A 13,688-nucleotide genomic window follows, 5' to 3' on the forward strand; every position below is an offset into this window, starting at 1 on the left:
ATGATATTCATAATACTTACTCCCTTTCTCCTCTGATTTTTACATAGTATATAATACTTAATTCTGAATGTAAATACATTTTGAACATTCCGTTATTTCTTAATATAAAGTTACTTTCCTTTCATACTCTACAATTTCTTGTTCATATTGCATCGTAATACTAATTTCGTCTAGACCATTTAATAATTTCTCTTTCCACATTTTCTCGATCGTAAAATGAAATCTGTGCGTACTCGTTGTAATTACCTCATTCTCTAAATCTACTTCTATTTGTTCTCTCGCATCCGTTTTGGCAAGTTGTTCTCGCATTTCTTTATCCATTACAATTGGTAACATACCATTTTTCATACAATTCATATAAAAAATATCTGCAAACCCGCCGGCGATAATAACGCGAAAACCATAATCAGCAAGCGCCCACGGAGCATGTTCTCTTGAAGAACCGCAACCAAAATTATCACCTGTAATTAATATACTTGCTCCTTTTCTATTTTGTGCATTAAGCGGAAAATTAGGGTTTTCATGGCGGTTATTATCATAACGCCATTCATCGAATAAATATTTTCCAAATCCCGTCCTTTCAATTCTCTTTAAGTATTGCTTCGGAATAATTTGATCTGTATCAATGTTATCATTCATCAGTACTGCAGCAGTACCTTTATGAATACGAAATGGCTCCATCATAACTCTCCTTTCTAGTATCAACAAAATGACCGTATAACGCAGCTGCTGCCGCCATTGCTGGGCTAACTAAATGTGTTCGTGCCCCTTTTCCTTGTCTTCCTTCAAAATTACGATTTGAAGTCGAAGCACAATGTTCTCCTTCAGGTACTTGATCTGGATTCATTCCAAGACACATTGAGCATCCAGGTTCTCTCCATTCAAATCCAGCTTCTTCAAATATGTGATGTAGCCCTTTTTGCATCGCAGCTTCCCTTACTCTTTTCGATCCAGGTACAACGAGCGCTCGCACACCTTCTTTTACCTTTCTCCCTTTCACAACAGATGCAGCAATTTCTAAATCAGAAAGCCTGGAATTTGTACAAGATCCAATGAAAACATGCTGAACAGGAATGTCATACGTGCTTTGTCCAGGGCTTAATCCCATATAAGAAAATGCTCTTTCGTCATTTGCATCCTGCTTTTCTGGCAATTTTTCATCAATACGAACACCCATACTCGGGTTGGTTCCCCACGTAACGTACGGTGCTAAATCCGTCACATCTATCGTAATATGTAAATCATAAATTGCATCTGAATCTGTATAAAGTTCAGACCATTTCTTCTCGAATGTTTCAAAGTCATTCGGTGCATATTTACGTCCTTTTACATAAGCAAATGTTTTTTCATCTGGTGCTATAATACCAGCCTTTGCTCCTCCTTCAATTGCCATATTACAAAGCGTCATTCTCTCTTCCATCTCCATAGCCTCAATCGTCTCTCCGTAAAATTCCATTACATATCCAGTTCCAACTGCTACACCGTACTTTGAAAGGAAATGCAAAATAATATCTTTTGCGTAAACACCTTTCTGTAATTTTCCTTTTAACTCAATACCCATCGCTTTCGGCTTTCGTTGCCATAACGTTTGCGTTGCCAATACATGCTCCACTTCACTCGTACCAATGCCAAATGCTAGCGCGCCAAACGCACCATGCGTTGCTGTATGACTATCACCACAAACAATTGTTTTTCCTGGTTGTGTAAGTCCAAGTTCTGGTCCGATAACATGAACAATCCCTTGCTCTTCATCCCCGATATCCGCTAACGGCACCTGAAATTGTTTACAATTTTCCCGGAGTGTATCTAGTTGCTGTTTCGCAATGCGATCGGTAATATTCCAAACATCTTTCGTTGGAATATTATGATCCATCGTTGCGAATGTTAAATCAGATCTGCGAACCGTTCGATTTGTAAGCCGCAAGCCTTCAAAGGCTTGCGGTGACGTTACTTCATGAACAAGATGAAGATCGATATATAATAAATCTAATCCATTTTCGTTTGTCGTAACTACGTGTCTTTCCCAAAGTTTATCTAGCAGCCTTTTTCCCATTATCTCCCTCTCCCTACTAACGCTTGCTCTTCCATCTCTTGTATAACTGCCTTCGTAAATGAAGTTGTCGTCTCATCTCCTCCGATATCTACTGTACATTTTCCTAATTTAAGAACTGCAGATATCGCAGATTCAATTGCATTCCCTTCTCTCGTTAATTCAAATGATTGCCCAAGCATCATTGCAACAGAGCGCATCATTGCAATTGGATTCGCCTTATTTTTTCCGGCAATATCCGGCGCTGATCCGTGAATAGGCTCGTATAATGAAGGTCCCTTTTCTGCATGACTTGCTGATGGAAGCATTCCTAATGATCCCGCTAATACTGAAGCTTCGTCACTCAAAATATCCCCAAATAAGTTTTCCGTTACAATTACATCAAACCGTCCTGGATTCCGAATTAACTCCATCGCAGCTGCATCTACTAAAATATGTTCTAGTTCAACGTCTGGATAACGAAGTGCTACTTCTTCCGTAACAGTTCTCCATAGTTTACTAGATTCTAAAACATTCGCCTTATCAATAGATGTTACTTTTTTCTTCCGCTTACTCGCTAATTGAAAGGCATAAGAAACGATCCGTTCAATTTCATGTCGATGATACGTAAGTGTATCTGTTGCTACTTCGTCCGTTCTTTCTTTCGGATAAGAAAAATAAATTCCACCTGTTAATTCACGAACGACAACGAAATCAATTTCATCAGCGTTTTTTAATGGCGATAAATGTGCCGTTGCGCTTTCTACCGTTACAGGGCGAACATTTGCAAATACTCCAAGCCCTTTTCTTAGAGCTAATAATCCTTTCTCCGGTCTTTCCTTCGCGCTATCCCACCTTGGTCCACCAACCGCTCCAAGTAAAACCGCATCACTTGCTAAACAAGCGGCAAGCGTTCGTTGCGGTAATGGTTGCCCATTTACATCGATAGCACTCCCGCCAAAATACTCATCTTGCAAATGAAAATGATGCCCATATAACCTCTCTACCATATGCAATACTTCCTTCGCACTTTCCATAACTTCTGGGCCAACACCATCACCAGCTAAACAAACGATACGTTTTTCCAATTTCAACACTCCTTTTAACTGAATTTTCAGAACTTTAATTTGATAGGTGAGGAAGGCTTCTCTCACCTATCAAACACTTATTTCACAAGCTGGATAAAAGATTTCAATTTCCCTGCTGCATGGACATATGCTCTCGCCGAAGCTTCCAATACGTCTTGTGCAACACCAAAACCTGATACTTGATGCGTTCCTTCTTTTAATTCAACATGAACATGAGCCAGTGCATCTTGACCTTGTGTAATAGATTGTATGCGATAATCCGCCAATTCACATTCTAATCCTAAAATTCTTTGGATTGCATTATAAATCGCCTCAATACTACCAGAACCAGTGGCTGCATCTTCGTATACATTTCCTTCTTCGTCTTTTAGCACAACTGTCGCGCATTGTGTACTATTTGATACAAAATGTACTTGTAGTTGCGTAATGTTATATTGCTGAGCCGCAAATGCTGATTCCCCAAGCATAAGTGCACGTAAATCTTCCTCAGTAATTTCCTTCTTACGATCAGCTAATTTTTTAAAGGCTTCAAACACCGCATCTCGTTCTTCCTTTGTAAATTCATAACCAAGCTCTTTCATTTTTTCTGTAAACGCGTGACGTCCAGAATGTTTTCCAAGTACGAATAGATTTTGAGATTCGCCTACTAGCTCTGGTTCAATAATCTCATACGTTGTCACTTCTTTTAATACACCATCTTGATGAATTCCTGATTCATGAGCAAATGCATTCGCTCCAACAATCGCTTTATTTTTCGGTACAACCATACCGGTTAATCTGCTTACTAATGTACTCGTCGCTTTAATCTCTTTTAGCGTCATAGAAGACTCCGCTTTATAGAGATCTTTTCTAATATGAAGAGCAACTGCGACTTCTTCTAACGCCGCATTCCCTGCTCTTTCTCCAATTCCATTAATTGTTCCTTCTACTTGCAACGCTCCGCCTTCAACCGCAGCTAATGAATTCGCTACTGCCATCCCAAGATCATCGTGACAATGACAAGAGAAAATTGCTTTTTCATATGAAGGAACGGATTCTTGTAAGTATTTAAAAAGAGAATAATATTCTTCTGGATTCGTATATCCAACTGTATCTGGAATATTAATTACATTCGCTCCTGCACGAATTGCAACTTCAACTGCTTCAACTAAAAAAGCTTTTGCTGTTCTTGTCGCATCTTCTGCTGAAAATTGTACTGTCGGAAATAATGATTTCCCGAGTGTCACCGAGCGGTGAATACTATCTAATACATCTTCTTTTGACATACAAAGTTTATATTTCATATGAATATCACTTGTAGCTAAAAATACGTGTAGACGAGGAGATACAGCACCTTTCACGGCTTCATATGCTCTTCGAATATCACTTTCTTTCGCTCTAGCTAAACTCATAACTGTAGCATTTTGAATGGTATTTGCGATGCGTTTTACCGATTGAAAATCCCCTTCGGAAGCTGCTGCAAAACCAGCTTCCATGACATTAATACCTAGTCTCTCTAATTGCCTTGCAATTTGCAATTTCTCTTGTTCATTTAAATTCACTCCTGGTGATTGTTCGCCATCACGTAGCGTCGTATCCATGAACAAAATCTGCTTCATATTATTTAACCCCTGCCTTTACTCGCGGCTGTACAAACGGCATCATTTCACGTAATTTACGTCCAACTACTTCGATTTCGTGTTCATTCTCTTTCTCATTTGTCGCATGGAAATTTGGTTTTCCTGCTTTATGCTCTGCAATCCAGCCTCTTGCAAATGTACCATCTTGAATTTCTGCTAGCACTGCACCCATCGCTTTCTTCGTATCTTCCGTAACAACGCGTGGGCCTGATACGAAGTCGCCCCACTGCGCTGTATCTGAAACTGAATATCTCATATTTTCAAGTCCGCCTTCATACATAAGGTCAACGATTAGTTTTAGTTCATGTAAACATTCAAAATATGCAAGTTCCGGTTGATAACCGGCATCAACTAACGTTTCAAATCCAGCTTTTACTAGTGCAGTTACTCCGCCGCAAAGCACAGCTTGCTCTCCAAATAAATCTGTTTCTGTTTCTTCTTTAAACGTCGTTTCTAATACACCGGCTCTCGTCGCTCCAATTCCATCAGCATAAGAAAGTGCCTTTTCAGTCGCAACTCCTGTTGCATCTTGGTATATTGCAAATAATGCAGGAACAGCTCCGCCTTCAGCAAATGTACGGCGCACAAGATGCCCTGGACCTTTTGGTGCTACTAGAAATACATCTACATTAGTTGGTGGTTTCACTTGATCAAAGTGCACATTAAATCCGTGAGCAAAAACGAGAGAATTTCCTGCCTTTAAATTTGGCGCAATTTCCGCTTCATATACTTCTGGCTGCAGTTCATCCGGTAGTAGAATCATTACTACATCAGCTTTTTCCGCTGCTTCTGCTACTGTATATACAGAAAATCCATCTTCTTTCGCTTTATCCCAAGAGTTCCCTTTTCTTAAACCTACTACTACATCAAATCCGTTATCACGTAAGTTTTGTGCATGTGCATGACCTTGCGAGCCATATCCAATGATTGCTACTCTCTTTTCTTTTAATACATTTACCGTTACATCTTTCTCATAATAAACTTTTGTCATTTTCATTTCCCCCTATATTTAAATGGTTATTGAATTAACATAACTTGCTTATCTTGTTTTTTCATACTACGCGTAAACGCTGTTACACCTGTTCTAGCAATTTCTTTCAAACCATACGGACGAAGTAATTCAATTAATGCTTCTACTTTCTCCTGCGTACCAGTTACTTGCACAACTATGGAATCCTTCCCAACATCTATTACAGCGGCTCGAAACGGTTCAATTAAACTATATAATTCTGCTCTTGCTACTGATGTTGCTACTTTAATAAGTGCAAGTTCTCTTGCGATCATCGCTTCTTCTGTAATATCTGATACTTTCAGAACATCAATTTGCTTATGAAGTTGTTTAATTAACTGTTCCACTTGCTGTTCATTTTCAACGTGTACAACAATCGTCATCCGCGATATGTCCGATGATTCCGTATGACCTACTGAAATACTTTCAATATTAAAATGTCTTCGTGTCATAACACCCGTAATTCGGTTTAACACACCACTTTGATTTCGAACTGTCGCTGTAACAATTCTCTTCACCTTTTTTCCACTCCCTCCATTTGGTGAACACCTTTCCCTGGCGCAACCATCGGCACTACCTTTTCTGATTGAAGTACACGGCAATCAATTACGACTGGTTCTTGTAATTCAATCGCCTGCTGTATTTGCTTCTTTGCAAGAAGTGGATCATCTATACGAACTCCTTTTATGCCATACGCATTCGCAAGAGCGACGAAATCTGGTTGACACGACAGTAAAGAGTGCGAGTATCTTTGATTATAAAATTCATCTTGCCATTGTCTTACCATTCCTAAAGCTTCATTATTTAAGATAAATACTTTAACAGGCAATGAGTGTTCTTTTAACACACTTAATTCTTGCAAGGTCATTTGAAATCCAGCGTCACCTACAATTGCAATAACTAATTCCTCACGCTTTGCAATTTGCGCACCAATTGCTGCTGGAAATCCGAAGCCCATCGTTCCTAATCCTCCTGAAGTTACCCATTTATCAGGAGTTTTGAGCGGATAATATTGGGCTGCCCACATTTGATGTTGCCCAACATCTGTTGTTACAATCGCTTCTCCTTTCGTAATTTCATATAACATATCAATTGCGTATTGAGGCTTAATACTTTCCGAATTCCTTTTATAAGATAGTGGATACTTTTCTTTTCTACTCTTTAATAAAGAGAGCCACTTATGATGATTTTCTTTCCTTCCTTCTGGTTGAAGTAATACTTCCAGCGCTCGCTTAGCACTTGCAACAATTGGAATCTCAGTCGGCACATTTTTTCCGATTTCGGCTGGATCAATATCGATATGCGCAACAGTCGCCTTTTTAGCAAAATAAGCTAAATTCCCAGTAAGACGATCATCAAATCTTGCACCTATATTAATAAGTAAGTCGCATTCATATAACGCCATATTGGCTGTGTAAGAACCGTGCATTCCTCCCATTCCTAGAAAAAGTTCATCATCTGGCGGAAACCCACCAAGACCAAGTAATGTATGCACAACAGGAATTTCATATTTACGAGCAAAACTTGTTAACTCTTTCGAAGCCTTCGCATGCAATACACCTGCTCCAGCTAAAATTAACGGCTTGTTTGCAGCCCTAATTGCTTGTAATAATTTGTTTATTTGGAGTAAATTCGGTTCATAATTAGGATTGTATCCTGGTAAATCCATTTGTACGTCATTACATCGTTCTCCTTGCTCTACTACCATATCTTTCGGAAGGTCAATAACGACTGGGCCTGGTCTTCCTGTTCTAGCAATATGAAATGCTTCTTTAATAATTCGAGGTAAATCTGAAGCCTTTCGCACTTGATAGTTATGTTTTGTCACTGGCATCGTAAGCCCCATAATATCCGCTTCTTGGAAAGCATCACTTCCAATTAATGTCGTTGCTACTTGCCCTGTAAATACAACAAGTGGTAATGAATCAATCATCGCATCTGCTAGGCCCGTAATAACATTTGTAGCACCTGGCCCACTCGTTGCAATGACAACCCCTGGATTGCCAGTAATTCTGGCATACCCTTCCGCGGCGTGAATAGCTCCTTGCTCATGCCTTGTTAAAATATGCGGAATTTCACAGTCATAGAGTGCATCATAAAGAGGTAAAACAGCACCACCAGGATAACCGAAAATTACTTCTACTCCTTCCTTTTCTAACGCTTCTAACAATAGCTGTGCACCAGTTGCCAGTTTCTCTTCCGTTTTTGAAGACATTGTTCTTATAAGCCCCCTTTTTGAAAACTTTTATCAATAAAAAAAATCCTACGTCCACACTCCAGCTATGTGCTGAAGGGACGAAAGATTTCGCGGTACCACCCTTCTTCGCAAGAATACTCTTGCCTCAGTGACCCATAAATGAGTCTAGCTAATAACGGAGCTACCGTCTAAGCCTAGACAAATGCTTCAGCTTAGCACTCAAGGGCGATGTTCGTCGACGTGAACCATCGGTTTTCAGCAACCACCGACTCTCTGTGAGGCTTCACAATCAACTACTCCTCCCTCTCAACGCTTTCTTATTGTTATAAAGAGTTGCTATCCAACTTTATTTTCTTCGTAAATCTTCTCTCCATCTTCTACAACTAACTTTCGGAATTCTTCTAATAAACGATTCGTATGTAGACCTGTTTGCCCTAAACCAATCGTTCTACCATCTACTGTCGTAACAGCAATTACTTCAGCAGCCGTTCCTGTTAAAAATACTTCATCAGCTACATATACATCATGTCTTGTAAATAACTCTTCTCTAACGTCATATCCAAGTTTTTCACCGATTTCTAATATAGCGTTTCGTGTAATGCCTTCTAACGCTCCAGCAGAACTTGGTGGTGTAATTAATTTATTTCCTTTTACAATAAACACGTTATCTCCCGATCCTTCAGCTACGTATCCTTGATCATTTAACATAAGTGCTTCTTGTACTCCAGCTAATTTCGCTTCAATACGAACTAAAATATTGTTTAAGTAATTTAAAGATTTTACTTGAGGCGACAAAACATCTGGACGGTTTCGGCGCGTTGCAACTGTTACAACCGGAATCCCCTTTTCATAATATTCTTGCGGGAATAAAGATAGTTGTTCTGCAATTACTACTACATTCGGTTTCTTACAAGAATCAGGATCTAATCCAAGATTTCCTGCTCCTCTCGATACAACAAGGCGAATGTATCCATTAGATAATTTATTTTGTCGAATCGTCTCAACAACAATATGCGTTACTTCATCTAAAGAATATGGAATTTCTAACATGATGGATTTTGCTGATTCATATAACCGGACAAGATGCTCTCTCAAACGGAAAACATTACCGCTATATACTCTAATTCCTTCAAATACTCCATCGCCATATAAATAACCATGATCATATACTGAAACTTTTGCCTCGTCTTTTGGAACAAATTCTCCATTTAAGAAAATCCATTGCTCGTTCACTGGAAAGCGCCTCCTATGTTCTATGAATTTTTTATTGTTTCCTAGTTTACTCTCCTTTCTAAATAAATCAAGTAAATTTTTAGAAAATTTTTAATTTTTAATCGTACATACATCTTTGATTATATTGATTTAACAGCATTGTTAACGTTTACAAAAAGTCAAAAAATTTTTTTCGTCAATTTCCCCTAAAAAAAATATTTGTTTAAAAGAAGGATTTTCATCAATTGATACGAATCTATTGTATTCAATAAACGGACGTCCGTTTTTATAAATTCGGGAATATATAACGACTTTTGCTGAAAAAGGGGGAAAATAATAAAAATAACGCTGTCTAAAAATAACATTCATATTTTTCGTTTCGTAATCATAATCCTATTTTTAAAAAACAATTTGTCAAAATGAAGGAGGAAATCAATATGGCGTGTGTACAAATTAAAGGAACGAGACAAGAGGTAGTAGAAATGCTTCAACTATTTGATCTAATGGATACGAAAGGTTTTTGTAAATTCGATAATTATGTAGAGGTAGAACCAAATAATAAAGAACATAATAATTTTATTGCTTCAATTGACATTCATTCAAATACTTCTTCTGCCCAAGATACTTTAAACGATCAATTCGTAAGTCAAATGCTTACTGGTGTATATAACGACTAAATAAAGTGATACTTTAATCAAGCTATCCGTAAATAGCAGGATAAATATATGCTTCCTACCGTCTTTGCATAAATATATACGATGTACTAGAGCATACTAGCAACTAGATGGTAGGAGGTGAGAATTATGGCTAGAATTGGCGTTGAAAACTCATTAACAGATGTTCAACAAGCTCTTCAGCAACAGGGACATGAAGTTGTTACCCTGGGCTCAGAACATGATGCACAAGGGTGCGATTGTTGTGTTGTAACTGGGCAAGATTCTAATATGATGGGTATTGCAGATGCATCAATTAAGGGATCGGTAATTGCAGCTCATGGTTTAACAACAGATGAAATTTGTCAGCAAGTTGAGAGCCGCACTTAAAAAAGAAAGAGGACTCCTTTTGAAAAGGAGTCCTCTTTTTTATATTCACCTAACGGGAAAGTAACATATACTGGATGAAAGCCCTACCTCTCTCTCATCATTACGGTTCCACTGACCGCTCCTTGATTCACTAGTATACATATAAAGCCTACAATAATAATTTATAGGGTTTGTTCACAAAAGTTGTTGGTAAGACTACCCGATCTTTCGCAAACTTTTCGTATTACATTTATAAGATTTATTTACTTTATACTAGCTGTAACCGAGACACGAATTAAAATTTTAACACCAATACAATAACTTGTCAACATTTTTTACAAATTAAAAACAGACAGTAACGGTTTGTCTGTTTTAGAATGGAGCTTTTTCTTTTATTACATATACAACAAAACCGCTTACTAACATACATAAGCCAACTACTAAGTTTTTGATATTAATCATAAATTCCTCTCCCTTATTCCACACATCATATATATTTACAGTTCAATTATTCCGATCATCTTAAAGCGCACTTTTTCTAATATATCATAATTCCTAAAAAATGCAAGTTCACTTTTGGCGACCATTTACAAATTTATCTACAGTGCTTGGTACTGTATTTAAAGCCTTTTCAATTAAATGTGTACTACTATTGAGGTGTAATACTTGCACACCGTTAGAACCGACTACTAAAAAAGCAACTGGGCTAATAGAAACCCCAGCCCCGCTTCCGCCTCCAAATGGATGACTTTGCTTGTGCTCTTTATGCTGCCCTTGTCCGTTATTATGTTTTTCGGAAATAAAATCACCTTTAAAGTCACTTCCACCGGCACCAAAACCAAAAGCCACTTGAGATACTGTTAATACTACATTTCCATCAGCTGTTGAAACTGGACTTCCAACAATCGTATTTACATCTACCATTTCTTTTAAATTTGTCATTGCTGTTTTCATTAAATTTTCAATTGGATGTTCCATTATGTATTGCACCCTTTCCTCATTATTCTTTTTTATACTTTCCAAAATAGAGGAAGTCATACTAACTTTTCCTATTTCAAAAAAATAATTCCACTCTTCTAAGTGGAATTACGCCTTGTACAAGCTCGGATAAAGTAAAATTTTAATCAATGAGGTTTTGTTCATCACCCACTAAGTATTAACCCTTACCAATCGGGCGTTTGCGGGCCACAAATAGCGGGATAAAAAAGAAAAAGAGATGCATACTACTATTGAACCTTGTTATGAAAGGAGTCATGACTTTGACTGAGAAATTTGATGAGTATAAAAAAAGAGATAGAATAGATAGTGATTATAGTGACTATAAAGAAGAATATGCAGCTGAGGTTGCACCACAGCGCATTGATTATGATTACGATGAGAAAGATAATAAAGATGATGTAAGATCGTCCGCCGCTGGATCAACTGCTGGCTTTATCGCTCTTGCCTTATCTATCTTATCACTCTTTACCTTCCCAACATTATTTGGTCTTGTTTCTGTATTACTAGGAATTTACGCTTATAATCGCGGAGCTACTGTAACTGGTGGTATCGCTGCGATTGTCGGCGGAATTGCAGCACTCATTGCAATTTTATTCCGAGTAGCACTTGTCGGATTATTGTTCTCCCTTTTTTAAAAAGAAAAAGGTATCTCGCTTATGCGGGATACCTTATCCTGTAAATACATCTTCCGATGGATATTTGATTTTTTGTTTTGCTGGTCGCGCTAAAGAAAAAACAAGTGTTAACGGTCCAATTAATCCACAAAACATAACAAACATAATAATACATTTTCCAAACGCTGATAACTTTGCAGTAATCCCCATCGTTAACCCTACTGTTCCAAACGCTGAAATTGTTTCAAATAGTAACTGAATAAAACTAAAGTTTTCTGTAAGCATTAATACAAATACTGCTGCAAAAATGAGTATTTGACTGGCAACAGCAATGGCTAACGCTCTCGTTACTGTTGACATTTTTATAGTGCGCTGAAATAAAACGATTTCCTCTTTTTTTCTAAAGAAAGAAAGAACGGATGTAACTAAAATAACAAAAGTTGTTAATTTAATCCCTCCACCTGTTGATACACTTCCTGCACCAATAAACATTAAAACCATCGTAAATAATATAGATGATTCTTCCATTCCCCCGTAGTCAACTGTATTAAATCCAGCAGTACGAGGAGTAATACCTTGGAAGAAAGAAGCCCATAACTTTTCATTTAAAGGTAAATTTCCTAACGTCTTCACATTATTATATTCCAATACAAAAATCACAATCATTGCTATAACATTTAACGCTACTGTTCCAACAATCATGATTTTAGAATGAAGTGATAATTTTCGAAAGCTACGACTATACCATATATCAATTAATACGGTAAAACCGAGACCACCTATTACGATTAAAGAGCAAATCCCAATATTAATAATAGGATCTCCTACATACCTTGTTAAATTATCCGGCCATAGAGCAAATCCAGCATTATTATAAGATGCAATAACGTGAAAAATACTATAGTATACACCTTTTCCAAAGCCAAACTCTGGAATAAAGCGAAACGATAAAAAGATGACTCCAATAAGCTCAATACAAATTGAAAATATAAAGACACGCTTTACTAATTTTACAAGACCACCTATATTTGTCTGATTAAATGCCTCTCCGATTAATAATCGATGGCGTAACCCGATTTTTTTACCTAATACCCAAACAATTAAAATGGCAATTGTCATAAGACCTAAACCACCTGTTTGAATTAAAAACATAATAACAATCTCGCCAAACATCGTAAACGTACTTGCAGTATCTACTACCCCTAATCCCGTTACAGTTGCTGCTGACGTTGCCGTAAAGAAAGCATCTACCCAACTAATATGTACTTTCGTTGCGAATGGTAACTTTAATAACAAACCGCCAACCACAATTAAGCAGAAAAAACCTAATGCTAATATTTGTGGTGGATTTAATCGTATAAAACGATTATACAGCCCTTGTCTTTTTGTTACTTCCATATTCACTAACTCCCTTTTCCCCTCATAACTAAAGGCTTATAAGAAACCTTACATAGCGGGATAAACCTTATATTCTTATAATATAGTTGAGCATAATCCTTTTTTTTAAAGATTTCAACTTTTATTTATACTCGAACTCCACTTCATTTTATGACAAGAAACTTTCTATTATATTTATTCGTACTCTACAACTCTCGCAACAATCATTTTATATGTATCATTTCTCAAATTCTCATACCTTTCACTCTATGTTCACACCAAGGTCACTTCTATCTTTTATAGTATATATATCGAAGTTGTTCCTCCCTAATTTATAAGACATTCCCCAGTGTCTTGAACAACTTCCATCCCTAATTAAATTGACATAAATTGTCCCCTTCCTTGACCATCTCTTATGTGATGGTCTTATTTTTTATTTACTCTACCTCTTATCTAAAACTCCCTCTCTCTTTCACTCTATGTTCACACCAAGGTCACATCTATCTTTTATAGTATATATAT

Annotated in this window: 15 protein-coding genes and 1 other annotated feature; of the genes, 3 read left to right on the top strand and 12 right to left on the bottom strand. The window is 37.3% G+C overall.

Features of this window, described 5'->3' with window-relative positions; all coding sequences use genetic code 11:
• Positions 1-99 precede the first annotated feature (99 nt).
• The 9 genes from leuD to ILT06_RS32870 form a co-directional block, all read right to left on the bottom strand.
• A complete protein-coding gene (leuD, locus tag ILT06_RS09415) occupies positions 100-681 on the bottom strand; it encodes a 3-isopropylmalate dehydratase small subunit (protein WP_064476671.1) in 582 nt (193 codons plus the stop codon).
• Positions 659-2,053, bottom strand: a complete 1,395-nt coding sequence (gene leuC / locus ILT06_RS09420; RefSeq protein ID WP_064476672.1) for a 3-isopropylmalate dehydratase large subunit — start codon at positions 2,051-2,053, stop codon at positions 659-661. The genes leuD and leuC overlap by 23 nt, the downstream gene beginning before the upstream one ends.
• Entirely contained in the window at positions 2,053-3,117 is a 1,065-nt protein-coding gene (gene leuB / locus ILT06_RS09425; protein ID WP_064476673.1) for a 3-isopropylmalate dehydrogenase, read from the bottom strand. Before leuB ends, leuC begins: the two co-directional genes overlap by 1 nt.
• A gap of 77 nt (positions 3,118-3,194) precedes the next feature.
• The gene (gene leuA / locus ILT06_RS09430) at positions 3,195-4,715 is read right to left on the bottom strand and encodes a 2-isopropylmalate synthase (protein WP_064476674.1); all 1,521 of its coding nucleotides are present in this window, start codon (positions 4,713-4,715) and stop codon (positions 3,195-3,197) included.
• 1 nt (position 4,716) lies between these two features.
• Entirely contained in the window at positions 4,717-5,733 is a 1,017-nt protein-coding gene (gene ilvC, locus ILT06_RS09435) for a ketol-acid reductoisomerase (protein ID WP_141669146.1), read from the bottom strand.
• A gap of 20 nt (positions 5,734-5,753) precedes the next feature.
• Positions 5,754-6,263 carry an acetolactate synthase small subunit gene (ilvN, locus tag ILT06_RS09440; RefSeq protein WP_000822948.1) on the bottom strand — a complete coding sequence of 170 codons (510 nt, stop codon included), beginning with the start codon at positions 6,261-6,263 and terminating at the stop codon, positions 5,754-5,756.
• Entirely contained in the window at positions 6,260-7,960 is a 1,701-nt protein-coding gene (gene ilvB, locus ILT06_RS09445) for an acetolactate synthase large subunit (protein WP_222655028.1), read from the bottom strand. The genes ilvN and ilvB overlap by 4 nt, the downstream gene beginning before the upstream one ends.
• Positions 7,961-8,033: 73 nt before the next feature.
• Positions 8,034-8,261: a binding site (T-box leader), on the bottom strand.
• Between the two features lie 17 nt (positions 8,262-8,278).
• Positions 8,279-9,175, bottom strand: coding sequence for a branched-chain-amino-acid transaminase (ilvE, locus tag ILT06_RS09450; protein ID WP_064476677.1), 897 nt, complete (start codon positions 9,173-9,175; stop codon positions 8,279-8,281).
• 141 nt (positions 9,176-9,316) lie between these two features.
• Positions 9,317-9,523, bottom strand: coding sequence for a hypothetical protein (locus tag ILT06_RS32870; protein ID WP_048561401.1), 207 nt, complete (start codon positions 9,521-9,523; stop codon positions 9,317-9,319).
• 68 nt (positions 9,524-9,591) lie between these two features.
• On the opposite strand from ILT06_RS32870, the gene ILT06_RS09455 reads away from it, so the two are divergent.
• Together ILT06_RS09455 and ILT06_RS09460 are read left to right on the top strand one after the other, a co-directional pair.
• Positions 9,592-9,831, top strand: a complete 240-nt coding sequence (locus ILT06_RS09455) for a DUF3911 family protein (protein WP_000752504.1) — start codon at positions 9,592-9,594, stop codon at positions 9,829-9,831.
• 126 nt (positions 9,832-9,957) lie between these two features.
• The gene (locus ILT06_RS09460) at positions 9,958-10,197 is read left to right on the top strand and encodes a YkuS family protein (RefSeq protein WP_000101010.1); all 240 of its coding nucleotides are present in this window, start codon (positions 9,958-9,960) and stop codon (positions 10,195-10,197) included.
• A 351-nt stretch (positions 10,198-10,548) separates the two neighbouring features.
• On the opposite strand, the gene ILT06_RS09465 is transcribed toward ILT06_RS09460, so the two are convergent.
• Together ILT06_RS09465 and ytfJ are read right to left on the bottom strand one after the other, a co-directional pair.
• Positions 10,549-10,638, bottom strand: coding sequence for a hypothetical protein (locus ILT06_RS09465; RefSeq protein ID WP_000608225.1), 90 nt, complete (start codon positions 10,636-10,638; stop codon positions 10,549-10,551).
• A gap of 108 nt (positions 10,639-10,746) precedes the next feature.
• Positions 10,747-11,214: a GerW family sporulation protein gene (ytfJ, locus tag ILT06_RS09470; protein ID WP_064476678.1), complete on the bottom strand. Its 468-nt coding sequence runs from the start codon at positions 11,212-11,214 to the stop codon at positions 10,747-10,749.
• A 203-nt stretch (positions 11,215-11,417) separates the two neighbouring features.
• Here ytfJ and ILT06_RS09475 point away from each other — a divergent pair, with 203 nt between their 5' ends.
• Positions 11,418-11,810 carry a hypothetical protein gene (locus ILT06_RS09475; RefSeq protein ID WP_002007169.1) on the top strand — a complete coding sequence of 131 codons (393 nt, stop codon included), beginning with the start codon at positions 11,418-11,420 and terminating at the stop codon, positions 11,808-11,810.
• 33 nt (positions 11,811-11,843) lie between these two features.
• Here ILT06_RS09475 and ILT06_RS09480 read toward each other — a convergent pair whose 3' ends face one another.
• Positions 11,844-13,187 (bottom strand): TrkH family potassium uptake protein, encoded by a 1,344-nt coding sequence (locus ILT06_RS09480; protein ID WP_000454120.1) that lies wholly within the window; start codon positions 13,185-13,187, stop codon positions 11,844-11,846.
• Between the last annotated feature and the right edge of the window lie 501 nt (positions 13,188-13,688).

This window comes from Bacillus sp. 17RED48, from assembly GCF_019837545.1.
Classification (GTDB): Bacteria; Bacillota; Bacilli; order Bacillales; family Bacillaceae_G; genus Bacillus_A; species Bacillus_A wiedmannii.

Excerpts from the sequence above, each read along its gene's own strand:
- leuD (WP_064476671.1), bottom strand. The coding sequence starts at position 681 with ATGGAGCCATTTCGTATTCATAAAGGTACTGCTGCAGTACTGATGAAT.
- leuC (WP_064476672.1), bottom strand. The coding sequence starts at position 2,053 with ATGGGAAAAAGGCTGCTAGATAAACTTTGGGAAAGACACGTAGTTACG.
- leuA (WP_064476674.1), bottom strand. The coding sequence starts at position 4,715 with ATGAAGCAGATTTTGTTCATGGATACGACGCTACGTGATGGCGAACAA.
- ilvC (WP_141669146.1), bottom strand. The coding sequence starts at position 5,733 with ATGAAAATGACAAAAGTTTATTATGAGAAAGATGTAACGGTAAATGTA.
- ilvB (WP_222655028.1), bottom strand. The coding sequence starts at position 7,960 with ATGTCTTCAAAAACGGAAGAGAAACTGGCAACTGGTGCACAGCTATTG.
- ILT06_RS32870 (WP_048561401.1), bottom strand. The coding sequence starts at position 9,523 with ATGAATGTTATTTTTAGACAGCGTTATTTTTATTATTTTCCCCCTTTT.
- ILT06_RS09455 (WP_000752504.1), top strand. The coding sequence starts at position 9,592 with ATGGCGTGTGTACAAATTAAAGGAACGAGACAAGAGGTAGTAGAAATG.
- ILT06_RS09460 (WP_000101010.1), top strand. The coding sequence starts at position 9,958 with ATGGCTAGAATTGGCGTTGAAAACTCATTAACAGATGTTCAACAAGCT.
- ILT06_RS09465 (WP_000608225.1), bottom strand. The coding sequence starts at position 10,638 with ATGATTAATATCAAAAACTTAGTAGTTGGCTTATGTATGTTAGTAAGC.
- ytfJ (WP_064476678.1), bottom strand. The coding sequence starts at position 11,214 with ATGACTTCCTCTATTTTGGAAAGTATAAAAAAGAATAATGAGGAAAGG.
- ILT06_RS09475 (WP_002007169.1), top strand. The coding sequence starts at position 11,418 with ATGAAAGGAGTCATGACTTTGACTGAGAAATTTGATGAGTATAAAAAA.
- ILT06_RS09480 (WP_000454120.1), bottom strand. The coding sequence starts at position 13,187 with ATGGAAGTAACAAAAAGACAAGGGCTGTATAATCGTTTTATACGATTA.